The organism is Pseudonocardia petroleophila (assembly GCF_014235185.1).
GTDB lineage: Bacteria > Actinomycetota > Actinomycetes > Mycobacteriales > Pseudonocardiaceae > Pseudonocardia > Pseudonocardia petroleophila.
Genome location: NZ_CP060131.1, coordinates 3,170,425 through 3,195,582 on the forward strand (window position 1 = coordinate 3,170,425; position 25,158 = coordinate 3,195,582).

The 25,158-nt window shown below is 76.4% G+C and carries 20 protein-coding genes; 10 read left to right on the forward strand and 10 right to left on the reverse strand.

The window, feature by feature from the left end; genetic code table 11:
- Positions 1–205 precede the first annotated feature (205 nt).
- The 6 genes from H6H00_RS15810 to H6H00_RS15835 all read left to right on the forward strand — a co-directional run bounded on the left by H6H00_RS15810 (position 206) and on the right by H6H00_RS15835 (position 8,081).
- Entirely contained in the window at positions 206–3,151 is a 2,946-nt protein-coding gene (locus tag H6H00_RS15810) for an Rne/Rng family ribonuclease (RefSeq protein ID WP_221776062.1), read from the forward strand.
- 122 nt (positions 3,152–3,273) lie between these two features.
- Positions 3,274–3,582, forward strand: coding sequence for a 50S ribosomal protein L21 (gene rplU / locus H6H00_RS15815; protein WP_141278010.1), 309 nt, complete (start codon positions 3,274–3,276; stop codon positions 3,580–3,582).
- 13 nt (positions 3,583–3,595) lie between these two features.
- Positions 3,596–3,853 carry a 50S ribosomal protein L27 gene (gene rpmA, locus H6H00_RS15820; protein ID WP_185721987.1) on the forward strand — a complete coding sequence of 86 codons (258 nt, stop codon included), beginning with the start codon at positions 3,596–3,598 and terminating at the stop codon, positions 3,851–3,853.
- An 81-nt stretch (positions 3,854–3,934) separates the two neighbouring features.
- Positions 3,935–5,620: a GTPase ObgE gene (obgE, locus tag H6H00_RS15825; protein WP_255425839.1), complete on the forward strand. Its 1,686-nt coding sequence runs from the start codon at positions 3,935–3,937 to the stop codon at positions 5,618–5,620.
- Positions 5,617–6,729 carry a glutamate 5-kinase gene (gene proB / locus H6H00_RS15830; protein WP_185721989.1) on the forward strand — a complete coding sequence of 371 codons (1,113 nt, stop codon included), beginning with the start codon at positions 5,617–5,619 and terminating at the stop codon, positions 6,727–6,729. The genes obgE and proB overlap by 4 nt, the downstream gene beginning before the upstream one ends.
- A 62-nt stretch (positions 6,730–6,791) precedes the next feature.
- A complete protein-coding gene (locus H6H00_RS15835) occupies positions 6,792–8,081 on the forward strand; it encodes a methyltransferase domain-containing protein (protein ID WP_185721990.1) in 1,290 nt (429 codons plus the stop codon).
- On the opposite strand, the gene H6H00_RS15840 is transcribed toward H6H00_RS15835, so the two are convergent.
- Genes H6H00_RS15840 through H6H00_RS15850 form a run of 3 tightly spaced genes read right to left on the reverse strand, consistent with a single transcriptional unit; the run spans position 8,024 to position 11,460 of the window.
- Positions 8,024–8,455 (reverse strand): nitroreductase/quinone reductase family protein, encoded by a 432-nt coding sequence (locus H6H00_RS15840; protein ID WP_185721991.1) that lies wholly within the window; start codon positions 8,453–8,455, stop codon positions 8,024–8,026. The two genes, H6H00_RS15835 and H6H00_RS15840, sit on opposite strands and share 58 nt — an antisense overlap.
- An 18-nt stretch (positions 8,456–8,473) precedes the next feature.
- Positions 8,474–9,769 (reverse strand): acyl-CoA dehydrogenase family protein, encoded by a 1,296-nt coding sequence (locus H6H00_RS15845; RefSeq protein ID WP_185721992.1) that lies wholly within the window; start codon positions 9,767–9,769, stop codon positions 8,474–8,476.
- Positions 9,770–9,780: 11 nt separating this feature from the next.
- The gene (locus tag H6H00_RS15850) at positions 9,781–11,460 is read right to left on the reverse strand and encodes a PucR family transcriptional regulator (RefSeq protein WP_185721993.1); all 1,680 of its coding nucleotides are present in this window, start codon (positions 11,458–11,460) and stop codon (positions 9,781–9,783) included.
- Between the two features lie 115 nt (positions 11,461–11,575).
- On the opposite strand from H6H00_RS15850, the gene H6H00_RS15855 reads away from it, so the two are divergent.
- Both H6H00_RS15855 and H6H00_RS15860 read left to right on the forward strand, forming a co-directional pair.
- Positions 11,576–12,667, forward strand: coding sequence for an LLM class flavin-dependent oxidoreductase (locus tag H6H00_RS15855; RefSeq protein WP_185721994.1), 1,092 nt, complete (start codon positions 11,576–11,578; stop codon positions 12,665–12,667).
- A gap of 81 nt (positions 12,668–12,748) precedes the next feature.
- On the forward strand, positions 12,749–13,354 hold the full coding sequence (locus tag H6H00_RS15860) for a TetR/AcrR family transcriptional regulator (RefSeq protein ID WP_185721995.1): 606 nt from the start codon (positions 12,749–12,751) through the stop codon (positions 13,352–13,354).
- On the opposite strand, the gene H6H00_RS15865 is transcribed toward H6H00_RS15860, so the two are convergent.
- Genes H6H00_RS15865 through H6H00_RS15880 form a run of 4 tightly spaced genes read right to left on the reverse strand, consistent with a single transcriptional unit; the run spans position 13,332 to position 17,456 of the window.
- Positions 13,332–14,066: an SDR family oxidoreductase gene (locus H6H00_RS15865; RefSeq protein WP_255425785.1), complete on the reverse strand. Its 735-nt coding sequence runs from the start codon at positions 14,064–14,066 to the stop codon at positions 13,332–13,334. The genes H6H00_RS15860 and H6H00_RS15865 overlap by 23 nt on opposite strands.
- 1 nt (position 14,067) lies before the next feature.
- Positions 14,068–14,877, reverse strand: coding sequence for an alpha/beta fold hydrolase (locus H6H00_RS15870; RefSeq protein ID WP_185721996.1), 810 nt, complete (start codon positions 14,875–14,877; stop codon positions 14,068–14,070).
- Positions 14,878–14,895: 18 nt separating this feature from the next.
- The gene (locus tag H6H00_RS15875; RefSeq protein ID WP_185721997.1) at positions 14,896–16,431 is read right to left on the reverse strand and encodes a long-chain-fatty-acid--CoA ligase; all 1,536 of its coding nucleotides are present in this window, start codon (positions 16,429–16,431) and stop codon (positions 14,896–14,898) included.
- Positions 16,428–17,456, reverse strand: a complete 1,029-nt coding sequence (locus H6H00_RS15880) for an LLM class flavin-dependent oxidoreductase (protein ID WP_185721998.1) — start codon at positions 17,454–17,456, stop codon at positions 16,428–16,430. The genes H6H00_RS15875 and H6H00_RS15880 overlap by 4 nt, the downstream gene beginning before the upstream one ends.
- 125 nt (positions 17,457–17,581) lie before the next feature.
- Here H6H00_RS15880 and H6H00_RS15885 point away from each other — a divergent pair, with 125 nt between their 5' ends.
- Positions 17,582–18,673 carry a phosphotransferase family protein gene (locus H6H00_RS15885; protein ID WP_185721999.1) on the forward strand — a complete coding sequence of 364 codons (1,092 nt, stop codon included), beginning with the start codon at positions 17,582–17,584 and terminating at the stop codon, positions 18,671–18,673.
- Positions 18,674–18,686: 13 nt separating this feature from the next.
- On the opposite strand, the gene H6H00_RS15890 is transcribed toward H6H00_RS15885, so the two are convergent.
- From H6H00_RS15890 to H6H00_RS15900, 3 genes are all read right to left on the reverse strand, one after another.
- Positions 18,687–20,831: a RecQ family ATP-dependent DNA helicase gene (locus tag H6H00_RS15890; protein ID WP_185722000.1), complete on the reverse strand. Its 2,145-nt coding sequence runs from the start codon at positions 20,829–20,831 to the stop codon at positions 18,687–18,689.
- A gap of 42 nt (positions 20,832–20,873) precedes the next feature.
- The gene (locus H6H00_RS15895) at positions 20,874–21,548 is read right to left on the reverse strand and encodes a hemerythrin domain-containing protein (protein WP_185722001.1); all 675 of its coding nucleotides are present in this window, start codon (positions 21,546–21,548) and stop codon (positions 20,874–20,876) included.
- An 80-nt stretch (positions 21,549–21,628) separates the two neighbouring features.
- Complete coding sequence (locus H6H00_RS15900; protein ID WP_185722002.1) at positions 21,629–22,270, reverse strand: hypothetical protein; 642 nt, start codon at positions 22,268–22,270, stop codon at positions 21,629–21,631.
- Positions 22,271–22,335: 65 nt separating this feature from the next.
- On the opposite strand from H6H00_RS15900, the gene H6H00_RS15905 reads away from it, so the two are divergent.
- Positions 22,336–25,119 carry an ATP-binding protein gene (locus H6H00_RS15905; RefSeq protein WP_185722003.1) on the forward strand — a complete coding sequence of 928 codons (2,784 nt, stop codon included), beginning with the start codon at positions 22,336–22,338 and terminating at the stop codon, positions 25,117–25,119.
- Positions 25,120–25,158 lie beyond the last annotated feature (39 nt).

Sequence of the window (25,158 nt, forward strand, 5' to 3'; positions counted from 1 at the left end):
GCGCCCCGCACCCGGCGCCGCCGGGCGACCCGCGCCGCCGCCCCGGCCGGTGCCACCCCGGCCGAGGCCGCTCCCGAGACGGCCGCTCCCGAGGCCGCCACCCCCCCAGGCCGCCACCCCCGAGGCCGCCACCCCCGAGGCCGCCACCCCCGAGACGGCCCCCGCCGGCACCCCGGCCGAGCCGGCCGCCGACCTGGCCGCCGCCGTGGCCGCCGCCGACCTCTCCGCCCCCGAGCTCCCCCTCTCCTTCGGGTCCGAGCCGGCCGCCCGGAGCGCCGCCGACGCCCCGCTGGCCCCCCTGTTCGCGCCGCCCGCGCCGCTGTTCCAGGCCCCCGCCCGGCCCACCCGTGGCCGTCGTCGCGCCGCCGAGGAGCCCGCGGAGCCCGCCGTCGAGGAGACGGCCGGGTCGGCCCCGGAGCAGGAGGCCCCCGCCGCGGCCGTCCCCGCCTCGCCCGGTGCACCCGCCGAGCCCGAGACCGCCGCTGCGGCGTCGACGGAGGCCCCGACCGGCGGGCCCGACGCCGACGGCTCCGACGACTCCGACGACGACGGGTCGCGCCGCCGCCGCCGCCGTGGCCGCCGCGGCCGCGGTCGCGGCCGGGGCGCCGACGACGAGTCCGACGACGAGACCACCGACTCCGACTCCTCCGACGCCGCGGCGACCGCCGACGGCCCGGACGAGTCCGACGCGTCCGGCGACGACGCCGCGCAGGACGGCGACGCCGCGGACTCCGGTCCCGACGAGGACTCCGGCGACGAGGAGGGCTCCGGCTCGCGCCGCCGCCGTCGGCGCCGCCGCCGCGGGTCGGGCGACGACGCGGGCGACGAGACCGACCCGCCCGGCACCGTCACCCGCATCCGCGCGCCGCGCGAGCGCTCCGAGCGGTCCTCCGACGACTCCGACGGCGACGGCGTGCAGGGCGTCCGCGGGTCCACCCGCCTGGAGGCCAAGCGCCAGCGCCGCCGCGACGGCCGCGACGCCGGTCGCCGCCGCGTCCCGATCCTGTCCGAGGCCGAGTTCCTGGCCCGCCGCGAGGCCGTCGACCGCGTGATGGTGGCCCGGGAGCGCGGCGACCGCGTCGAGATCGGGGTGCTGGAGGACGACGTCCTCGTCGAGCACTTCGTCGCCGACGGCGGCGGGCGCGACGGCGGCACCGGCCGCTCCATGGTCGGCAACATCTACCTCGGCCGCGTGCAGAACGTGCTGCCGTCGATGGAGGCCGCGTTCGTCGACATCGGCCGCGGCCGCAACGCCGTGCTCTACGCCGGTGAGGTCGACTGGGACGCCGCCGGACTCGGCGGCAAGGCCCGGAAGATCGAGCAGGCCCTGCACAGCGGCGACCCGGTCCTCGTCCAGGTCACGAAGGACCCGGTCGGGCACAAGGGTGCGCGGCTGACCACGCAGATCAGCCTGGCCGGCCGGTTCCTGGTCTACGTGCCCAGCGGCGGCGCCGCCGGGATCAGCCGCAAGCTGCCCGACGTCGAGCGCAAGCGGCTCAAGGACATGCTCAAGGAGATCGTCCCCAGCGAGGCCGGGGTGATCATCCGCACCGCGTCGGAGGGCGTCAGCCACGAGGCGCTCGAGCGCGACGTCCGCCGCCTGCAGGCGCAGTGGGAGGTCATCGACGCCAAGGCGAAGGCCACCGGCCCGAACAAGCCCAAGGCGCCGGTGCTGCTCTACGAGGAGCCCGACCTGCTGATCAAGGTCGTCCGCGACCAGTTCAACGAGGACTTCTCCAAGCTCGTCGTCCAGGGCGACGACGCCTGGGACACCCTGCACAACTACATCGGCCACGTCGCGCCCGAGCTGGTCGACCGGATGCACCGGCACGTCGGCCCGAAGGACGCGTTCGCCGAGTACCGCATCGACGAGCAGCTGCTCAAGGCGCTCGACCGCAAGGTCTGGCTGCCGTCGGGCGGCACGCTGGTGATCGACCGCACCGAGGCCATGACGGTCATCGACGTCAACACCGGCAAGTACACCGGCTCCGGGGGCAACCTGGAGGAGACGGTCACCCGCAACAACCTGGAGTCGGCCGAGGAGATCGTGCGCCAGCTCCGGCTGCGCGACATCGGCGGCATCATCGTCATCGACTTCATCGACATGGTGCTCGAGTCCAACCGCGACCTCGTGCTGCGCCGCCTCACCGAGTGCCTCTCCCGCGACCGCACCCGTCACCAGGTCGCCGAGGTCACCTCGCTCGGCCTGGTCCAGATGACGCGCAAGCGCGTCGGCGGCGGGCTGCTGGAGCACTTCTCCACCACCTGCGAGCACTGCCGCGGCCGGGGCGTCCTCGTCGACGCCGACCCGGTCCCGGAGAAGCAGCCCGACACCGGCCGCGACCAGGCCCGGCCCGGCGAGGGCCGGCGCACCCGAGGGGGCCGCGGCCGTCGGGACGGGGAGGACCGCAACGGGTCCGACCGCAACGGGGAGGACCGCAACGGGAGCGACCGCAACGGGTCCGACCGCAACGGCGGCGACGCGCACGGCGGCGACGCCGACGGCCGGGACCGCAACGGGCACGCCGCCGTCGACACCGGTCGCAACGGGCACGGCCCCGGCGAGGCCGCCGGGACCGTCGAGGTCGCCGAGACCCCGGCCGTCGTCGACGTGGGGGCGCCCGCGGTGGTCGCCGAGGCGGAGTCCGCCGCGGTCGTCGCGGGCGGTGTCGAGGACGCCGTCGAGGAGGCCGTGGTCGAGCGGGACGTCGCGCGGACCCGGCCCGTCGCCGGGCCCGTCCTCACCGACGTCGACCCCGGCGTGGGTGGCGAGGGCGACGGCCACCAGGCCCGCCCGGCCCGCCGCCGCGGCCGCGTCACCCGCACCGCGGGGGCGCCCACGGCGACCGAGGGCGACAGCCCGGCCGCGGTGGTCCTCACGGTGCCCGCGCCCGAGACCGCCCCGGCCCCGGTGTCCCAGACGCCGGTGTCCCAGACGCCGGTGTCCCAGACGCCGACGTCCCAGACGCCGGTGTCCGGGACGCCCGCGGCGCAGCCCGCCCTCGTGCCGGACCCGGCCCTGGCCGCGGTGCCCCCGCAGCCCGAGCCGGCACCCGCCACGACCCGGGTGCGCCGCACCCGGCGTGCGGCGTCGCGCCCGGCGGGTCCGCCGCCCGCCGTCGACCCGACGGGTGGGGGAGACCCGGTTTGACCCCCGCTCCAGCCCTTCCGTACCCTGGGACCCCTGCGCCGCACTCCGTGAACCCTGCGAGTGGCGGCCCGCGAGGAGGAAACTCTCCGCTTCGTCCCCCGAGCTTCAGGAGCAGTGCGTCCATGTACGCGATCGTCAAGACCGGCGGCAAGCAGTACAAGGTGGCCGTCGACGACGTGGTCACCGTTGAGAAGATCAACGGGAAGCCCGGCGCCGAGATCACCCTCCCGGCCCTGCTCCTGGTGGACGGCGACGACGTCACCAGCGCGGCCGACGCGCTGGCCGGTGTCACGGTGGCCGCGAAGGTCGTCGAGCACGCCAAGGGCCCGAAGATCCGCATCCACAAGTTCAAGAACAAGACCGGTTACCACAAGCGCCAGGGGCACCGTCAGCCCCTGACGCGCGTGCAGATCACCGGCATCTCGAAGTAGGGGAGACGCAGCCATGGCTCACAAGAAGGGTGCGTCCAGCTCCCGCAACGGGCGCGACTCGAACGCCCAGTACCTCGGCGTCAAGCGGTTCGGCGGCCAGGTCGTCAAGGCGGGCGAGATCCTCATCCGCCAGCGCGGCACCAAGTTCCACCCCGGCATCGACGTGGGCCGGGGCGGCGACGACACGCTGTTCGCGCTCGCCGAGGGCGCCGTCGAGTTCGGCTACCGCCGCGGCCGCAAGGTCATCAACATCGTGCCGGTCTCGGTCTGAGGCTGCACGACCAGATACATCTCGACGACGGCGGGCCGCCCTTGAGGGTGGTCCGCCGTTCGTCGTGCGAGGGAGAAACAGCTGATGTCGAGGTTCGTGGACCGCGTGGTGCTGCACGCCACGGCGGGGGCGGGCGGCAACGGCTGCGCCTCGGTGCACCGCGAGAAGTTCAAGCCGCTGGGCGGCCCGGACGGCGGTAACGGGGGGCGCGGCGGATCGATCGTGCTCGTCGTCGACCCCGGGGTGCACACCCTGCTCGACTTCCACCACCGCCCGCACGCGCTCGGCCGCAACGGCAAGCAGGGCCAGGGCGGGTTCAAGATGGGCGCCAACGCCGAGGACATCGAGCTCCTCGTGCCCGACGGCACCGTCGTGTTCTCCCCGGACGGCGAGATCGTCGCCGACCTCACCGGCCCGGGCACGCGGTTCGTCGCGGCCGAGGGAGGCCGGGGCGGGCTGGGCAACGCCGCGCTGTCGTCCAACGCGCGCAAGGCGCCCGGCTTCGCCCTGCTCGGGGAGCCCGGCGAGCAGCGCGACCTCGTGCTCGAGCTGCGCTCGATGGCCGACGTCGGCCTGGTCGGCTTCCCGTCGGCGGGCAAGTCGTCGCTGGTCGCGGCCCTGTCGGCGGCCCGGCCCAAGATCGCCGACTACCCGTTCACCACGCTGGTGCCGCAGCTCGGCGTCGTCACGGCGGGGGCCGAGGTCTTCACCGTCGCCGACGTGCCCGGCCTCATCCCGGGCGCCTCGCAGGGCCGCGGCCTGGGCCTGGACTTCCTGCGCCACATCGAGCGCTGCTCGGTGCTCGTGCACGTCGTCGACTGCGCCACGTTCGAGCCCGGCCGCGACCCGGCCGCCGACATCGAGGCCCTCGAGGCCGAGCTCGCGCAGTACACGCCCGCGCTCGGCGGCGAGCTGGCCGACCGGCCGCGGCTGATCGCGCTCAACAAGATCGACGTCCCGGACGCGGCCGACATGGCCGAGATCGTGGCCGCCGACCTGAAGGAGCGCTTCGGCTGGCGCGTCCTGGCGATCTCGACGGCCACGCACGCCGGCCTGCGCGAGCTGACGTTCGCGATGGCCGAGGAGGTCGCGGCCTACCGCGCAGCGCAGCCCGTCGTCGAGGCCACCCGGATCGTGCTGCGGCCCACCGCCGTCGACGACTCCGGCTTCACGATCGAGCCCGACCCGGAGATCGAGGGCGGGTTCCTCGTGCTCGGGGCCCGGCCGGAGCGCTGGATCCGCCAGACGTCCTTCGACAACGACGAGGCCGTCGGCTACCTCGCCGACCGCCTCGCCCGCCTCGGCGTCGAGGACGCGCTGGCCCGGGCCGGCGCGCACCGGGGGTCTCCGGTCACGATCGGCGACGTCACGTTCGACTGGGAGCCCAGCACGCCTGCCGGTGTCGCGGTGCTCATGTCCGGGCGCGGCACCGACCGCCGACTGGAGACCGACGACCGGATCCCCGCCTCGGAGCGGAAGGTGGCCCGCAACGCGCGCCGCCTGCACCGCACCGACGAGGAGCTGGCCCAGGAGCGCGCCGAGGCGGAGGCGGCCGACGAGCTCGACCGCCTCGCCGCCGCGGCGCGGGAGGACGCGTGGGAGGAGGGGGTCTGGGACGACGCCGCCCTTGATCCCGCAGCCCCCCGACCCCGCAGCCCCCGACCCCGCTGCCCCCGACCACGCTGCGCGGTGAGCGGCTCCGCCGCCCGTGCGCGGAAAGGCGTGCTCCGGCCGCCTCTTCCGCGCACGACCCGGAGGGAACGGTGAGCGGGGCCCGTGAGGCGCTCGGCGCGGCGCGGCGGGTCGTCGTCAAGGTCGGGTCGTCGTCGCTCACCTCGCTGTCCGGCGGGCTCGACCCGGCCCGGCTCGACTCCCTGGTCGACGCCCTCGCCGCGCGCCGGGCGACCGGCAGCCAGGTCGTGCTGGTGTCCTCGGGCGCGATCGCGGCGGGCCTCGCGCCGCTGGGGCTGACGAAGCGCCCGCGCGACCTCGCCACCCAGCAGGCCGCGGCCGCGGTCGGCCAGCTGCTGCTCGCGCAGGCCTACGGCGCCTCGTTCGCCCGGCACGGGCGGGCGATCGGGCAGGTGCTGCTCACCGCCGACGACATGATCCGCCGCGCCCACTACCGCAACGCCCAGCGCACGCTGGAACGGCTGCTCGGCCTCGACGTGCTCCCGGTGGTGAACGAGAACGACACCGTCGCCACCGACGAGATCCGCGTCGGCGACAACGACCGGCTCGCCGCGCTGGTCGCGCACCTCATCGGCGCCGACGCGCTCGTGCTCCTGTCCGACGTCGACGGCCTCTACGACGGCGACCCCCGCCGCCCGGGCTCCGTCCTCGTCCCCGAGGTCGGTGCGCCCGACGAGCTGGGAGCGGTCCGGATCGCGGCGCCCGGGCAGGGCAGCCTGGGGCGCGGCGGGATGGCCACGAAGATCACGGCGGCGGCGATGGCGTCGGCGTCGGGGATCCCGGTGCTGCTCGCGGCGGCCGAGGACGTCGCCGACGCACTGGACCCGGCCGGGCCGAAGGTGGGCACCGCGTTCCGGCCGTCCGGGCGGCGGATGTCGGCGCGCCGGTTCTGGCTGCTCCACGCCGCCGACGTGCGCGGGCGCCTGGACCTCGACGAGGGCGCGGTCGCCGCGGTGATCGGGCGGCGCCGCTCCCTGCTCGCCGCCGGCATCCACGGGATCTCGGGCGACTTCGTGGCCGGCGACGTCGTCGACCTCGTCGGGCCGGACGGGGCGGTCGTGGCGCGGGGGGTCGTCGGCTTCGACGCCGCGGAGCTGCCCGCCCTGATCGGCCGCCGCAGCCGCGACCTCCCCGCGGAGCTGCGCCGCGAGGTCGTGCACGCCGACGACCTCGTCCCGGTGTAACCCGGAGCCGTCCGGGCCGGTCCGGGTTGTCCGCCGGCAGGGGTCCGGCCACACTCGGCGGGGTGTCCGATGTCGACCGTGCCCGCGCCGCGCTGGTCGACGGGCTCGTCGCGACCGGCCGGATCCGGTCCGCGGCCGTCGAGGACGCCTTCCGGGCCGTGCCGCGGCACCTGTTCCTCCCCGACGCCGCGCCCGCGACGGCCTACGCCGACGACGCGGTCGCGGTGCAGCGCGTCGGCGGGGTGCCGACCAGCTCGGCCTCGCAGCCGTCGATGGTGGCGGTCATGCTCGAGCAGCTGGACCTGCGGCCGGGGCAGCGGGTGCTGGAGATCGGGGCCGGTACCGGGTGGAACGCCGCGCTGACGGCGCGGATCGTCGGCGCGTCCGGGCAGGTCACGACGGTCGACATCGACCCGCACCTGGTCGACTCCGCCGGGCGGCACCTCGCCGCGGCCGGCGTCACGGGCGTGCGGCTGCGGTGCGGCGACGGCGTCGCGGGGGAGCCCGACGGGGCCCCGTACGACCGGATCGTGCTCACCGTCGGCAGCGACGACGTGTGGCCGGCGTGGGTCGCGCAGCTCGCACCGGGCGGGCGGCTGCTCCTGCCGCTGGCGGTGCGCGGCAGCCAGCTCTCGGCGGCCCTCGACCTCGGCCCGGACGGCGTCCTGCGCAGCCACTCCCTGCGCAGCTGCGGGTTCATCCGGATGCGCGGCCCCGGAGCCGTCGACGACCGGCCGGTGGCGCTGCCCGGCGGCGGTGCGCTGTGGACGGTCCCCGGCGGTCCCGGCGCCGACCCGGCCGCGGTCGCGGCGGCGCTGGCCGATCCCCGGGAGGCGGCCGCGTCGCCGGTCGGGCTGGGCCCCGCCGACGTCCGGGACGGGTTCGGGCTCTGGCTCGCCCTCACCGAGCCGGGGGCGGGCCGCCTGCTGGCCGATCCGGGCGGTGAGCTGCCCGCGGGTCTCGGAGCGGGGTCCGCCGTGCCGGTGCTGGTGACCCCGCCGGATGCGGCCGCACCGGGTCTCGCGGCCGCCGTCCCCGGTCCCCGGGCGCGGGTGCCGGCCCCGCAGCCCGGGGGCGAGCCGGGGCGGGGACCGGCGGGCGGCGAGGTGCGGGTGTTCGGGCCCGGGGGCGCCGAGCTCGGCCGCCGGCTGCACCGCGCGCTGGACGCGTGGGCCGCGGCCGGGGCGCCCGGCGGGCCGGACTGGGCGCTGACGGTCGTCCCCGACGGCGTCCCGGCGCCGGCTGCGGGCGCGGTCACGGTCCGGACCCCGCACGCCCGCCTGCTGCTGGAGCCTCAGGCGCGGGGTTCGAGCACCACCAGCGGGATCTCACGGTCCGTGCGCTTCTGGTAGCCCGCGTAGTTGGCGTACTTCCCGGCGATCTGCGGCCACATCCGGGCCCGCTCCTGCGCCGTGACGATCCGCGCGGTCATCGGGGTGCGCGGACCGCCCTGGATCGACACCTCGACCTCCGGGCGGTCGCGCAGGTTGAGGAACCAGGCGGGGTGGGTGTCGTCGCCGCCGCGCGAGGCGACGACCACCGGGTGCCCGTCCTCGTGCAGCGGGGCCGTCAGCATCACCGACCGCGGCTGCCCGCTGCGCCGGCCGATCGTCGTCAGCTCCAGCACGGGCATGCCCATCGCGTCGTAGCCGACGCGTCCGCCGCTGAGCTTCAGCAGCGCTCGGTGGGCGGTGTTCATGGCCTTGAGCACGAAGTCGGCGGGCATGGGCCGAGTGTGTCACCCCTACAGCGCCGCCACCTCGTGCTCCAGGCGCGCGGCGAGGTGGCGGCGGGCGGCCTCGGTGCGGGTGGGCAGGTGCCCCGACCCGAACAGCGGCTCCCCGGGCTCGACGTCGCGGAGCACCTGACGGGCGAGCGTCTGCCGGTGCACCTCGGTCGGGCCGTCGGCGGTGGCCATGACCTGGGCGTCGACCATCATCGCCGAGAACGGCATCTCGTTGGAGATCCCCAGCGCGCCGTGCAGGTGCATCGCCCGCTGCACGACGTCGTGGTAGACGCGCGGCATCGCGACCTTGACCGCCGCGATGTCCTTGCGGACGGCCCGGTAGTCCTGGTGGCGGTCGATCAGCCAGGCCGTGCGCAGCAGCAGGAGCCGGAACCCCTCGATGTCGATCCAGCTCTCCGCGATCTTGTCCTGGGTGGACTGCATGTCGGCGAGGCGGCCGTGCCGGGTGGTGCGCGAGACCGCGCGCTCGGTCATGAGGTCGAACGCGCGGCGCATCTGCGCGATGGTGCGCATCCCGTGGTGGATGCGGCCGCCGCCGAGGCGGGTCTGGGCGATCGCGAACGCCTCGCCGGGCTCACCCAGCAGGTTCTCCGCGGGCACCCGCACGCCGGTGAAGCGCAGGTAGCCGTGGCTGGAGTGCTCGGGCGACTCGGTGCCGATCCCGGCGTCGCGCAGGTTCTCCAGCCCGGGCGTCCCGGCCGGGACGATGAACATCGACATGCTGCGGTGCGGCCCGGCCTCGGGGTCGGTCACGACCATGACCAGCAGGAACGCGGCGTGGCGGGCGTTGGAGGAGAACCACTTCTCGCCGTCGATGACCCACTCGTCGCCGTCGCGGACCGCGCGGGTGGTGAACAGCGTCGGGTCGGCCCCGGCGTGCGGCTCTGTCATCGAGTAGCAGGAGGAGATCTCGCCGTCGAGCAGCGGCTGCAGGTAGCGGGCCTTCTGCTCGGCGGTGCCGTAGCGCGCGAGGATCTCGGCGTTGCCGGAGTCGGGGGCCTGGCAGCCGAACACCGACGGCGCCCAGCGCGAGCGGCCGAGCAGCTCGTTGAGCAGCGCCAGCCGCACCTGTCCGTAGCCCTGCCCGCCCAGCTCCGGGCGCAGGTGGCAGGCCCACAGCCGGCGCTCGCGCACCTGCGCCTGCAGCGGCCGGACCAGCCGCCACGCGCGCTCGTCGGACTTGTCGTACGGGTCGCCCAGCACGAGGTCGAGCGGCTCGACCTCGTCCCGGACGAACGCGTCGACCCAGTCCAGCTCCGCCTGGAAGGCGGGCTCGGTCTCGAAGTCCCACATGCCGGGCGACGCTAGGAGCGGTACCCGCGGGGGACAACCGGGTCGCGGGTCGCGGTTGTCGAGGTCTCCACACCGCCGACGAGCCCCTCCACCTGGAACGCGAGCTGCGCCGCGAGCAGGGTGTCGAAGCGGCGGACGTCCATCCCGGTGACGTGCTCGATGCGGCCGAGCCGGTAGCGGACGGTGTTCTCGTGCACGCCCAGCGCCGCGGCCGTCGCGCGGACCTGCGCGCCGCAGTCCAGGTAGCTGCGCAGGGTCTCGACGAGGCCGCCGCCCCCCGCGTCGTCGCTGCGGCGCAGCGGGCCGAGGCACTGCTCGGCGAACCGCAGCGCGACGTCGGTGCGGTCGCCGTTGACCACCAGCCGCAGGGTCGACAGCTCGGTGACCGCGACGACGTCGGCGCGCCCGCCCAGCGCGTCGACGATCCGGTCGACCTCCCGGGTCTCGGCCAGCGCGGGCGGGTAGTCGCCGACGTCGTGGCACACCCCCGAGACGACGGCCCGCCGGACGCCCGTGTGCCGGGCCACCGCGTCGAGGGCGGCGCGCAGACCGGCGTGCACCCCGCGCAGCGCGGGCGGGCCGGGATCGGCGGGCAGCCGGACCAGCACGACGACGTCGTCGGGCCCGGCGTGCGCGGGCGGGGGGTCGTCGAGCAGGGGTCCGAGCGCGGCGACGACGGCGGCGCGGCAGGCCCCGGCGGACCGGTCGGGTGCCACCGGCAGCCGCACGACGAGGTGCGGCCGCTGCAGGTCCAGGCCCACGTGGGTGGTGAGGCGGCGCAGGTCGTCGACGCTGCGGGCGCCGAGCAGGAGATCGGCGAGCACGTCGTCGTGCGCCTGGGCCGAGGCCCGGATCCGGCGGGTCTCGCCGAGCAGCTGCAACGACAGCAGCGCGGCGGCGTGCTCGGCGAGCGGGGTCTCGGCCGGGCCGAGCGCGCGGCCCATCTCGATCACGTCGAGGTAGCCCGCCACGCGCCCCTCGGCCAGCAGCACCGCGACGAGGTGGCGGCGCACCAGCGGGGGGCGGGGGAGCAGCACCACCGACGGACGGTCGGGGCCGAGCGCGTCCAGGGCGGCCCGGACGGCGGGGGCGTCGAGCGCGGCCGGGGCGAGGGCGGGGGCGTCGGTCAGCCGCAGCGCGGGAGGCGCGGCCCAGGTCCGCACGCGCAGGTCCGGACCGAGCAGGGCGACGGGCCGGGCGAGCAGCTCGGCCAGCTCGGCGACGACCTCGTCGATCTCCGCCCCGGCGAGCACCGCCCGGGACAGCCGGCACCGCGACGGGCGGTCGGGGGCGGTGCGGACGGGCCGGGGCCGGCCGAGTGCCGCCTCGGCCAGGGCGACGACCTGGCCCGCCACCGCCTCGTCGACCGGACCCGGACCGGCGGGCTCCAGCTCGAGGACCCCCCGCAGCTCGCCGTCGACCAGCAGCGGGAGGGCGAGCGCCGCGGCGGCGCCGCGCGCCGGGCGGGCGCTGCGCAGCACCGCGTCGACCAGCGGGGACCCGGGTGCGGGGTCGCCGGCGCCGGGCGAGGCCGCGACCGGGCGGAGCCCGCCGTCGGGGCCGACGACGTGCAGCGCGCAGCGGGCCAGCCGCAGCCGGTCGCGCGCCGAGTCGAGGAGGAAGGCCAGCGACGCGCAGGCCGCCCCGCCGACGACGGGATCGGCGTGGTCCGGGGCGAGTGGGCTCGGCATCGCGTCCCGTCACCTCCGTCGGTGTCCTTGCCCTGTGTGAGCTGCGCCATTACCGTGACAGCCCTAACGATCGTTAGGCAAGACCTGGAGACGATCCCACGGAAGGGACACCCACATGGACGTCGGTGTACTGCTGGTCTTCCAGAACTGGCACGAGAACCTCAGCGACGGCGAGATGTTCCGTCAGGAGACCGAGCTCGGGGTGCTGGCCGAGGAGTACGGCTTCGACTCCGTCTGGGCCGCCGAGCACCACTTCGACGACTACTCGATGTGCCCGGACAACCTGCAGCTCATGAGCTACCTCGCGGCGCGGACCAGCCGCATCAAGCTCGGCACCGGCGCGGTGATCCTGCCGTGGAACAACCCGCTGCGGGTCGTCGAGAAGGTCACGATGCTCGACATCCTGTCGAACGGCCGCACGCTGTTCGGGATGGGCCGCGGCCTCGCGAAGATGGAGTACGAGGGCTTCGGCGTCGACATGAACACCTCGCGCGGCCGGTTCGACGAGGCCGCCGAGCTGATCATCCGCGGCCTGGAGAACGGCTACGTCGAGAACGACGGCCCGATCTACGTGCAGCCGCGCGTCGACGTCCGCCCCGGACCGGAGCCCGGCACGCAGTGGGCCGACCGGATCTACGGCGTCGCGATGTCGCCGGACTCGGTGCCCGCGGTCGCGAAGGTCGGCGCCCGGATGATGACGTTCATGCAGTACCCGGCCGAGATGCACGTGCCGGCGATCGAGCGCTACCGCGAGGTGTACCGCGAGACCCACCACCGCGAGCCGGGCCCGGTCCTCACGCAGGACTTCATCTACTGCCACGAGGACTCCGACGTCGCCGAGCAGACGGCGCGGGAGTACCTGAGCCGCTACTTCCTCTCGGTCATCAAGCACTACGACTTCGCGGGCTCGCACTGGCGCGAGACCAAGGGGTACGAGGCCTACCAGTCCGGCGCCGACATGATCCGCGAGGCCGGGATGGAGGCGGCGGGCGCGGGGTACGCCGACACGCAGATCTGGGGCACCCCCGAGCAGATCGTCGAGAAGTACCGCGAGCGCGTCGCGCTGTTCGGCGACCACCAGCCCAACGTGGCGCCGTCGTTCGCCGGGCTGCCGTTCGACAAGGTCCGGGCGAGCATGAAGCTGTTCGCCGAGAAGGTCGTCCCGGAGCTGCACAAGATGGGCGTGAAGACCGCCGTCCCGGCCTGACGGGCCCCCCGGGACGGGTGGCGGTGCGCCCGCCCGTCCCGGGGTGGGATCCTGAGCGCGGCCCGACCGGAAGGACCCCAGATGACGGCCGCCGAGCAGCGGGAGGTGCCGCCGGTCCGCCGCGGCGCCCGGCGGGCCGAGCTCGTGGCGCTGGCCAGCCGCCTGTTCCGCGAGCGCGGGTACCACGGCGTGGGCATGCGGACGCTCGCCGAGGCCGCCGACATGCAGGCCGCCTCGCTCTACCACCACTTCCGCAACAAGGAGGAGCTGCTCCTCGAGGCGATCTTCGTCGTCGACCGCGACCTCATCGAGGACCAGCTCCCGATCCTCGACGGGCCCGGCACGCACCGCGCACGCCTGGCCCGCCTCGTCCGCGCGCACGTCCGGCACATCGCGGCGAACCGCGACGCCTGGTGGGTCGCCTCGCGCGAGCTGCGGGCGCTGTCGCCGGAGAAGCTCGACACCGTGCAGGTCTACCGCCGCCGCTACCAGCACCGCATCGCCGAGCACCTCGCCGACGGGGTGCGCGCGGGCGAGTTCGACTGCCCGGACCCGCGCCTGGGGACGCTCGCGATCCTCGACATGCTCAACGGGCTGAACGAGTGGTACGACCCCGCCGGCCGGTTGACGATCGGGGAGATCGCCGACCGCTACGCCGAGCTGATCATCCGCCAGCTCGGTCCCTGACCCGCCGCGCCGGCGCGCCGAACGAGGCGAGCAGCCCGCCGTCGACCGCGACGGTCGACCCCGTCATGTACGACGACCCGGCCACCGACCACACGACGTCGGCGATCTCCGCGGCCCGGCCGGGGCGGCCCAGCGGGATGCCCGCGACGATCCGCTCCCGCGCCGCGGCCGGGATGCCGTCGGTCATGTCGGTCTCGACGAACCCCGGCACGACCAGGTTGACGCGGATCCCGTCGCGGGCGAGCTCGATCGCGAGCGTCTGCGTCAGCCCGGACAGCCCGGCCTTGGCCGAGCCGTAGGCGACGTCGCCCGCGAAGCCCCGCAGCCCGACGACCGCGCCGATGTTGACCACCGCCGAGCCCGCGACCAGCAGCGGGCGCGCCGCCCGGACCACGGTGAACGCCCCGGTCAGGTTCGTGGCGAGGACCTCGTTCCACGCCGCGTCGCCCACCTGCTCGACCAGCCCGCCGCGGTGCACGCCCGCGGAGTTGACGAGCACGTCGACGGGGCCGTCGAGCTGCTCGAACGCCGCGGCCACCGACGCGGGGTCCGCGACGTCGACCGCCAGCGCCAGCACCCGCCCGGCCGGCCGGTCGGAGCCCGCGGCGGACCGGGCGAGGACGACCACCCGGTCGCCCCCGGCGAGCGCGCGGTCGACGACCGCGCGCCCGATCCCGCGGGACCCGCCCGTGACCACCCAGGTGCGGGCCACCTCAGCCCGCGAGCCCGCCGAGGAAGGCCAGCAGCTCCGCGCGGTAGGTGTCGCCGTCCTCCAGGAAGGGCGCGTGCCCGCAGCCGCCGAACTCGACGAGCCGGGCGTCGCGGAACAGGGTGCGCGAGGCGGCGACCCCGTCGAAGGAGACGAAGCCGTCCTCGCGCCCGCACAGCAGCAGCACCGGGCAGGCGAGCGTGGGCAGGACGTCGCGCTGGTCGATGCCGGCCAGGTCGCGCAGGGTGAGGTCGGCCTTCGGCCCGGACTCCATGAACTGCAGCCACATCGACTCGACGACGTCGGCGCCGACCGGCTTGACGCACACCGCCCCCGCCACCGCCCGGAACGTCGACGCCCGGTCCGCGGCCAGCCCCGCGAGGACGCCCTCGACGTCGGCCGGTGTGCCGCCGTAGGGCCAGCCCTCGGCCGAGGTGTAGCGCGGGGTGGCGCCGCCGGTGAGCACCAGCCCGGCGAGGTTCGACCCGAGCCGGGCCGCGGCCTCGGTGGCGACCGCACCCCCGAGCGACCAGCCGTTGAGCACGGGGGACCGGAGCCCCAGGTGCTCGACGATCGCGACGACGTCGGAGGCGATCGCCGCGATCGAGGTGTCGGTGAAGTCCTTGTCCGAGCGCCCGCACGCCCGGTGGTCGAGCGTGACGACCGCGTGGCCCGCGGCCAGCAGCGCGGGGAGCGTGGTGTCCCAGCAGCGCGACGTCACGCCCCAGCCGTGCACGAGGACCACCGGGCGGCCCGCGCCCGCGTGGTGCTCGTAGTAGACCCGCTTGCCGTCCTCCACCTCGAGGAACGCCATGTCAGTACCCCTTCTCCGTCATGTCCGTCCGGCGTACCGGCTGCGCAGCCGCCGCTTGTCCGTCTTGCCGACGCTCGTGCGCGGCAGCGCGTCCACCACCACGACGTCCTCGGGCAGCCACCAGCGCGGCACCCGCTCCGCCAGGCGCTCCAGCAGCTGCGCGCCCGTGGCCCGCGCGCCGTCGCGCAGCACCGCGACCGCGAGCGGGCGCTCCTGCCAGCGCCGGTGCGGCACCGCGACGACCGCGGCGTCGGCGACGTCCGGGTCGGCCAGCAGCGCCTGCTCCAGGGCCACCGAGCTGATCCACTCGCCGCCGCTCTTGATGAGGTCCTTGACCCGGTCCACCACGCGCAGCCGGCCCTCGGCGTCGATCGTCGCGACGTCGCCGGTGCGCAGCCACCCGTCGGCGAAGCGGTCCGGTGCCTCCCCGAGGTAGTAGGACGTGGCCACCCACGGGCCGCGGACGTGCAGCTCCCCGGCCGCCGTCCCGTCCCACGGGAGCTCGCGCCCGGCGTCGTCGACGATCCGCCAGCGCAGGCCGGGCAGCAGCCTGCCCTGGGTCTGCGCGTTGCGGTGCCTCTCCTGCGCGTCGCCGATCTCGGCGGGCGGGCGCGTGAACGTCGCCATCGGAGAGATCTCGGTCATGCCCCAGCCCTGGAACACCGGGACGCCGAGCTCGTCGAGGTCGCGGATCAGGTCGAGCGAGGGGGTGGAGCCGCCGAGCACGAGGGCCCGCAGGCTCGACAGGTCGCCGCCGTGGGCCCGGACGTGCGCCACCAGGTCGACGGCGACGGTCGGCACCATCCCGACGTAGGTCACGCGCTCGCGCTCGACGATCTCCGCGATCCGCTCGACGCCCGGGTGCGGGCCGGGGAGGACCTGCGCGGCCCCGGCCATCGTCGCGGCGAACGGCACGCCCCAGCCGTTGGCGTGGAACAGCGGCACGACGTGCAGCACGGTGTCGCGGGCGGAGATCGCGTGGCCGTCGGCGAGGCAGGCGGCGAAGGTGTGCAGGCTCAGGCCGCGGTGGGTGTAGCCGACGCCCTTGGGCCGGCCGGTGGTGCCCGAGGTGTAGCAGAGCACGGCGAGGTCGTGCTCCGAGCGCGGCGGCGGCTCGGTGAGCTCCGGACCGGCCGCGACCAGCGCCTCGTAGGCGTCGCCGGAGTCGAGCACGCCGAGCTCGGGGTGCACGCCGTCGAGCAGGTGGGCCAGGTCGGCGTCGGCGATGATCAGCCGGTCGTCGGCGTGCCCCGCGATGTAGGCGATCTCCTCGGCCGACAGCCGCAGGTTGAGCGTGTGCAGCACGGCCCCGGCCAGCGGCACCGCGGCGTAGAGCTCCAGGTGGCGGTGGTGGTTCCAGCACAGGCTCGCCACCCGGTCGCCGGGCCGCACCCCGAGCGCGCGCAGCGCCCCGGCGAGCCGGGCCACCCGCCCCGCGTACGCGCCGTAGTCGTACCGGACGACCTCGACCCCGTCGTCGTAGCCGACGATCGGGCGCCGCGGGTGGTGGCGCCGCGCGCGCTCCAGGAAGTCGGTGACGAGCAGCTCGCTCACGCCGCCAGCCGCTCCCGCACCGCCGGCATCACCTTGTCGGCCAGGTAGGCGATGCGCTCGGACCCGCTGTCGACGGGCTCGCCGGGCAGCTGCGCCCAGAAGTGCACGTCCTTGATCTGCGGGCAGCCGCGCAGCAGGTCGGTCAGCTCCGTCACGGCGGCCTCGGCGTCCATCAGCCGGTACGCGCCCGCCTCGACGATCTGCGCGGGGTCGGTGAAGCGCGGCACGTCGTCGGGCGGGCCGAACGCGCCCCAGGAGATGTACTCGTTGAGCTGGTAGAGCGCGTGGCGCCCGATCCGCGACCAGACCTCCTCCGGGTCCTCCGCGATGATCGACCACTGGCCCGCGTAGATCCGGGCGTCCGCGACGTTCCCGCCGGCGCGCTCGACGGCCGCCAGGTACTCGGCCTGGTGGGCGTTCTGGGTGCTGAGGAAGCCGTCGCCGATCCGGGCCGCGCGCTCGATCGCGACGTCGGCCATGGCCCCGACGAGCAGCTGCGGCGTGCGCTCCGGGACGGGGGTGACCGCGACCGGGGGCAGCCGGTAGCGCTTGCCCTCGAAGCCCTCCGCCGACCCGGACCAGGCCCGGCGGATGATCTCGACGCCCTCCTCCAGCAGGCTCGGCCGGTTCCGGACCTGCTGCCCGAACGCCTCGAACTCGCGCACCCAGTAGCCCTGGCCGACGCCGAGGTCGAAGCGCCCGCCGGACAGCAGCGACAGCGTCGCGGCGTCCTCGGCCAGGCGCACCGGGTTGTGCAGCGGCGACACGATGAGGTTGGTGCCCACGCGCATCCGCGTGGTCCGCTGCAGGATCGCCGACGCGAGGACGAACGGCGACGGGCTGTAGCCGTCGGCGCAGAAGTGGTGCTCGGTGAGCCACGCGGAGCCCAGTCCGCGCTGCTCGGCCCAGCCGATCTGGTCGAGCACCTCGGCGTAGAACGTGCTGAACGGGCGGTCGGGGTCGGGGTTGCGGAAGTCGTACCAGAGCCCGAAGGTGGGCCCGGCCTCCGAGCTCTGATCGGTCATGCCCCGCAGCGTGGACGGCGGTGTGGCGGCTGTCACGTCCGCGCCCGCCCGGTCGTTGTCGACTCCACCAACGCCGATCCGCTCGGGTCCCCGCGCCCCGGCCCGCCGGCACTACGGTTCCGGGCGTGACCCCGCGGCCCGCCCCGGACGACGTCGACCTCGCCGCCGTCGTGCGGTGGGCCGCCGCGCACGGGCTGCCCGCCGGGCCCGTCACCGACGTGCGGCGCGTCGGCGGCGGCACCCAGAACATCGTGCTGCGGATGGACTGGGCGGGCCGCGACCTCGTGCTGCGCCGCCCGCCCGAGCACCCCCGCCCGTCGAGCAACTCCGTGCTGCGCCGCGAGATGCGGGTGCTGGCCGCGCTCGCCGGGTCCGACGTGCCGCACCCCGGGTTCGTCCTGGGCTGCGACGACGAGTCGGTCCTGGGCGGGGTGGTGTTCTACCTGATGGAGGGGGTGGCGGGCTTCCACCCCGGCGACGCGGTGCAGGGCCCGTGCCGGACCGACGCCGCCGCCCGGCACGCCGCCGCCCTCGACACCGCCGCCGCGCTCGCCCGGCTCGCCGCCGTCGACCACGAGGCGATCGGGCTCGGCGACCTCGGGCGCCCCGAGGGCTTCCTCGCCCGGCAGGTGCCCCGCTGGGTCGAGCACCTCGCGTCCTACGACCGGCTCCCCGGCTACCCCGGCTCGACGCTCCCGCACGTCGACGCGCTGGCGCGCTGGCTCACCGACCACCGCCCGCCCGACGCCCGGCCCGGGATCGTGCACGGCGACTACCACCTCAACAACGTGCTGCTCGCCCCCGACGCGGCCCGCGTGGCCGCGATCGTCGACTGGGAGATGTGCACCATCGGCGACCCGCTGCTCGACCTGGGCTGGCTGCTCGTGACCTGGCCGGACGGGGCGGCAGGATCGGACGGGGCAGGATCGGACGGGGCGGGATCGGACGGGGCCGCCCCGATCGCCGGGGGGGCGCTCGCCGCGCTCGGCGGCCTCCCGACCCCGGCCGAGCTGGCCGCGCACTACGCCGCCCGCAGCGACCGCGACCTGTCGGCCCTGGACTGGTACACCGCGCTCGCCGGGTTCAAGCTCGCGATCGTCATCGAGGGCACCCACGCCCGCGCGCTCGCCGGGCAGGCCGACGCCGACACCGGAGCACTGCTGCACCGGCACGCCGTCGGGCTGCTGGAGCGGGCGGCGGCGGTGGCGGGGGTCTGAGACCCAGCCCGACTCAGCCGGACTGGGCGAGGGCGAACGGCAGCACCGATCCCGCCCCGGCGCGGCGCAGCAGGCGGGCGGCGACCGTCATCGTCCAGCCGGAGTCGATCACGTCGTCGACGAGCAGGACCGGGCCGTCGGGCAGGGTGAACGTCGGCTCCTCGAACGCGTTCCACACCGCGGCCAGGCGCTGCGCGGAGTTGGCGTGCGCCTCCGGCCGCGGCCCGGCGGGCACCAGCGTGCCGAGCAGCGGGATCCGGCCGATGTCGGAGAGGCGCCGGGCCAGGTGGTCGAGCTGGTGCGGGCGGGTGCGCGACCCGATCCCGACGACCCCGACCGGCCGTTCCTCCCAGCCCCACCCGGCCAGCACGCGCACGACCGCGTCGAGGACGTCCTTGGGCACCGGCCGGTCGGTGGTGCTCACCGGCTCGCCGGTCTCGGGGTCGAGGTCGGGGCCGAACTCGTCGTCGGGGACCGCCTCCGGGTCGAGCAGCGCCCGCAGCCGGGTGCCCCAGCCGATGTCGGAGAGCCGGCCGATGACCCGGCCCGGTTCGGCCAGCTCGCCCGCCGGGATCTTGCCGGATGCGGGGACGTCGAGGTCCTTCATGCCCGACGGCCACTGCTTGCGCGGCGCCACCTCGACGCCGGGGCGCGCGATCCGCTCCGCCGCGGCCTCGGCGGCCCCGGAGTCGACGTCGGTGCTCCAGACCGTGCCCGCGCAGACGTCGCAGCGCCCGCACGGCTCGGCACCCGGGTCGTCGAGCTGCTCGCGCAGGAAGACCAGCCGGCAGCGGTCGGTGTCGAGGTAGCCGAGCATGGCCTGCTGCTCGGCCTTCCGCGCGTCGGCGATGCGGCGGTGGCGCTCGGCGTCGTAGACCCAGTCCTCGCCGGTGGCGACCCACCCGCCCTTGACGCGTTTGGCCGCACCGTCGGAGTCGAGGACCTTGAGCAGCATCTCCAGCCGGGTGCGCGAGAGGTCGACGCGCGTCTCGATCGCGGCGGTGGACAGGGGCTCGGGCCCGAGCACCCGCAGCGTCTGGCGCACCACCGGCTCCGGCGGGAACGCCAGCGAGGCGAAGTAGCGCCAGATGTCCTGGTCCTCGTGGCCGGGCAGCAGCACCACCTCGGCGCGGTCGACGGCGCGCCCGGCGCGGCCGATCTGCTGGTAGTAGGCCACCGGCGACGCGGGCGCGCCCAGGTGCACGACGAACCCGAGATCGGGCTTGTCGAACCCCATCCCCAGCGCGGAGGTGGCGACGAGCGCCTTGACCCGGTTGGCCAGCAGGTCGCCCTCCGCCGCGAGGCGCTCCTCCGGGGGCGTCTTGCCGGTGTAGGAGGCGACGGGGTGGCCGCGCTCGCGCAGGAACTCCGCGACCTCCTCGGCCGCCTGGATCGTGAGCGTGTAGACGATGCCCGCCCCGGGCAGCGCGTCCATCTGCGCGGCGAGCCAGCCCAGCCGGTCGGCCGCCGTGCGCAGCTTCACGACCGACAGGCGCAGGCTCTCGCGGTCGAGCGAGCCGCGCAGCACCAGCGGCTCACCCGCCGACAGGCCCAGCTGCTCGGTGACGTCGACGACCACGCGGTCGTTGGCCGTGGCCGTCGTGGCGAGCACCGGGATGCCGTCGGGCAGCTCGGCGATCAGGGCGCGCAGGCGGCGGTAGTCGGGCCGGAAGTCGTGGCCCCAGTCGGACACGCAGTGCGCCTCGTCGACGACGAGCATCCCGGCCGACGCGGTGAGCCGGGGGAGCACGCGGTCGCGGAAGTCGGGGTTGTTGAGCCGCTCGGGGCTGACCAGCAGCACGTCGACCTCCCCGGCCGCGACGGCGTCGTAGGTGCGCTCCCAGTCGGCGGTGTTGGCCGAGTTGACCGTGGCCGCGCGGATCCCGGCGCGGGCCGCGGCGTCGATCTGGTTGCGCATCAGCGCGAGCAGCGGCGACACGATGACGGTGGCCCCGGCGCCGTCCTGGCGCAGCAGCGCGGTGGCGACGAAGTACACCGCCGACTTGCCCCACCCGGTGCGCTGCACGACCAGCGCCCGCTTGCGCAGCGCCACCAGCGCGTGGATCGCCGTCCACTGGTCCTCGCGCAGCCGGGCGTCCGGACCGGCCAGCGTGGTGAGCACCTTCTCGGCGCGCTCCCGCAGGTGTTCGCTGTTCATGCCCCCATCGTGGACTCCGCCCCCGACAGTTCCCGGCCGGGGTCAGCCGAACACGAGCCGCTCGCGGCGGCGGTGCAGCGGCACCAGCACCCACGCGAGCACCGCCATCAGGGCCCGCTCCGCCCGTCCGGCCGGCCCGAACACCGTGCGGTGCTCGTCGTCGACGGCGACGGCGAGGAACCGCGGCAGCATGAACGCCAGCCCCGCCCCGCCCCGGCCGGCGGCCTTCTCGACCCGCGCCCACTCCGCGGCGGGCACGTGCCGCTCCACGGCGGGGAACACCTCCGCCTCCTCCGCCTCGACGTGCTCGACGACGTGGTCGCGCAGCGTCGTCAGCGCGGCGGTCAGCGCCCGGCCGACCACCCCGCGCTCGGCCGGCGGCGCCTCCTCCAGCGCCGCCACGGCCACCCGCAGCCGCTCCAGCATCGGGTCCATGGCGCGGTGGTCCGCACTGAGCACGCCGAGGTCGACGTACGCGCCCGCGAACCGGTCGACCAGCGGCCACGCCGTGCCGTCCTCGACGAGGTGGTGGTGGCGGATCTCCACGCACAGCGACCGGACCCAGTCACCGATCGCGAACGCCCGGCGGTCGGAGCACGCCACCGACCGCTCGGAGATGCCGCGGGCCACCTGCGTCAGCCGGAGGAGGTCGGTGACGATCATGCGGTGGGCCAGCCGCATGCCGACGAGGTTCGGCGCGGTCCGTGTCGTGGTCATGGTGCGAGCCTGCCGGGGGGTGCTTGCCGCCGACTTGGTGCCGACTTGGCGCGGGCGGGCCAGCGCCCCGCGGACGGCGGTCACGGGCGGCGGGCCAGCAGCAGGCCGGACGCCAGCAGCCACAGGCCGATCAGGACGCTGCCGGAGAACAGGACCGCGAACGCCTCGACGCCGGTGGCCACCAGCAGCGGTGCCGCCAGCCCGAACGCCGCCCCGCCGACGACCGCGGCCCCGGCGAGGACGCGGCCGCCACCGAGGGCCCGGGTGCGCGCGGCGAGCACCGCCAGCACGGCGATCGACAGGCCCACCGCCAGGTTGGAGAACAGGCCGATGCGCTGGTGCAGCTCCAGCAGCGGCGTCGGCCCGCCGTGCGACGCGGCGTGCGCCTCGCCGCCGGCCAGCAGGTGCGGCACCATCTCGACGACGCCCAGCGCCGCCGCGCCGCACACCGCCAGCGCGGCCGCCCGCACCGCGGACGGCCACGCGGCCCCGCGGGTCCGCACCACGCCGGACAGCCCGGCCAGCAGCACGACGAGCCCGGCCAGCAGGGCGAGGTGGGCGGGCGTCCACCCGGGGTCGGCCAGCTGCGCGACCGGGTCGCCCTTCGGGTGCAGCAGGCCGCCGACGGCGATCAGGGCGCCGGCCACGGCCACGGCGACGGGTGGCCCCGCGGTGACGGCGGGGGCGGTACGGGGGGTGGTCTCGGGCTTCTCGATGCTCATGGCGAGGAGCATCGCGCCGCGCCGCGGGGCGCCCATCGGCAGAAATGCGTAGCTACGCTGTCGCCGTGATCGCCAGCGACCCGGCCGGGCTCGTCGGCCGCCTGCGCGAGTTCGACCGGCTCATCGCCCTGCTCGACGACGCCGTCGCGCGCCGGGGCGGGGGAGCGGTGTCGATCACCGGGGAGCCCGGGATCGGCAAGTCCGCCCTGGTCGGCGCCGTGACGGGGCACGCGCGGGCGTCGGGGTGGGCGGTGCTGGAGGGGCGCGGCCACGACCTGGAGAGCCTGCTCGCGTTCGGCCCGCTCGCCGCGGCGCTCGGCGGCCACCTGCACCGCATGCCCCGGGCGCGCCGGCTGGCCTACACCGAGGGCCTGCGCTCGCTGGGCACGGTCGTCGAGGGCCTCGGCACCGACGGGCCCCCGGACGCCGTGACGCCCACCGACCGGTCGCGCGTCTTCCAGGCCGTGGCGCTGCTGCTCGGCCGGATCGCGGCCGACGCGCCGGTGCTGCTCGTCGTCGACGACCTGCACTGGGCCGACCCGGCGACGGTCGACGTCCTGCGCTACCTCAGCGGTGACCTCGACGCGCTGGGCGTGGTCCTGCTGGTGGCGCTGCGTCCGGCCACGCCGCGCCCCGACGTCCGGGGCCTGGTCTCGGTGCTGGCGCGCTCGCCGCGCCACGAGGCGGTGACGCTGCGCAGGCTGGACGGCGCGGCCGTCGCCGCGCTCGCCGCGGACCTGCTCGGCGGGCCCGTGGCCCGGCCGCTCGTCGCGATGCTGGAGCGGCGCTCGGCCGGCACCCCGCTGGTGGTGCAGGCACTGGTCCAGGACCTGCGGGCCCGCGGCGCCCTCAGGCAGAGGCCGGACGGGTGGGCCGGCACCGAGCCCGACCCGGACACCCCGGCCCACCTGCTGGAGCTGTTCGGCGCCGGCCTCGACCGGCTGCCGCCGGACCGCAGGCAGGTGCTGGAGCTCGTCGCACTCGGCGGCGAGCCGGTGCCGCACGCGCGGCTCGCGGCGCTCGCCGGCGACGACGGGCTCACCACCCGGGTCGACGACCTGCGCGCCGCCGGCCTGCTCGTCGAGGAGCGGGTGCACGGCCGCGTCCGGTACGCCCCCGCGCACCCGCTGGTGGCCGACGCCGCGCTGGCCCGGCTCGGGCAGGCCGCGCGGGCGGCGCTGCACGCCCGGTACGTCGCGGTGCTGGAGGCCGAGGGGGCGGCGCCCCCCGACGTGCTGGCCCGCCACCACCTCGGGGCGCGCGACGTCGTCGGGACCGGGCGGGCCCGCGCGGCGCTGGCCGACGCCGGGATCGCCGCGCTGCGGCGGGCCGCCCCGGACACCGCGCTGCGCTGGCTCACCGCCGCCGTCGACATGGCCGAGGGCGACCCGGCGGTGCTCGGCCCGCTGCTGTTCGACCTCGGGATCGCCCGGCAGCAGTGCGGGGACGCGGCGGGCGCGCTGGCCGCCCTGCGGGACGCCGCGACGCAGCTGAACCGGGCCGGGGACCCGCGGGGCGCCGCCACCGCGGCGACGGTGACCGCCCGGCTCTCCTGGCTCCGTGACGACATCGCCGGAGCGCGGCGCTCCAGTGCGCTCACCCTGGAACTGGCCGCGACCGCCGACCCGGCCACCCGGGCCGCGACGGCCCAGGCCCACGCGCTGCAGCTGGTCTGCCTGGGTGACGACCCCGCCGTCGCGCTCGCCGTCCTCGACGGCACGGACGTCGCCGCCGTACCGGACGCCGGCGCCCGCGCACGCCTGGCCGGGTTCGAGCGCTACGTACGCATGGTGGCCGGGCACGGGCCCGCCGACGGCGCACTCGCCGCCCTGCGCCCGGTCGCGCCCCGCTGCCCCGACCAGCGGCTGGAGCTGGCGTGCAGCAACGCCCGGCTGGAGCTGACGGTGCTGCTGGGCCGGTGGACGGAGCTGGACGCGGAGCTGGCCGCCGCGCAGGAGCTCGGTGAGCGCGGCGTGGGACCGCTGCGCTCGTGGCGCTCCCCGCTGGCGGAGTTCCACCGGCGGTTCGCCACCGGTGACTGGCCGGGAGCCGACGACCTGCTCACCGAGCTGGCCGACTCCCCGTGGGGCGCCCACCGGCCCGTCGAGCTGCACGCGCTGCGGACCTGGATGGCACTGCACCGCGGCGACGTCCCGGGGCCGGACGGGATCGTCGGGCCCCCGGGCCCCGACGGCGCACCGCTGGAGCCGCGGGGCCCGGAGCGCGACCTCCACCGGACGCTGCGCGTGCTCGCCGGTGCGTCGTCCGGGCCGGGGGGCGGCTACCTGGTGATGTTCGAGTGGTGGCGGCTCCTCGCCTGCGTGCGGGCGTCGGCCGGCCGCCGCGCCCTGCTGGCGACGGCCACCGACCTCGACCGGCTCGGGGGGCCGGGCAGCGCACCCGCGGCGCTGGCGGCGCGGGCCAGAGCGCTGGGGTCCGCGGAACGCGGTGAGGCCGCGCGGCACGCGGCGCTCGCCGCCGCGGCCTTCGACGCCCTCGGGATGCCGGTCGACGCGGCCACGGCCCGGATCGAGGCGGCCGAGCGGGGCGGTGGCCGCGACGGGCTCGCGGCGGACCTCGTCCTGCTCGACCGGCTCGGGGCCCGGCCGCTCGCCGCCCGCGCCCGGGACCTGCTGGGCCGCCCGGCGGGGGCGCCCCGCGGCCCGGTGCTGACGCCGCGGGAGCGCGAGGTGGCCGAGCTGGTGACCGACGGTCTGTCCAACGCCGCCATCGCCGAGCGGCTCGTCGTCAGCGTGCGCACGGTGACCAGCCACCTCGACCACGTCTACACGAAGCTGGGCATCGGGTCGCGGACGGAGCTGGCCCGGGAGATCCGGTCTACGCAGTAGTGCCGATGCCGCCCCCGCCGCCGCCCCGCCAGGCTCGCC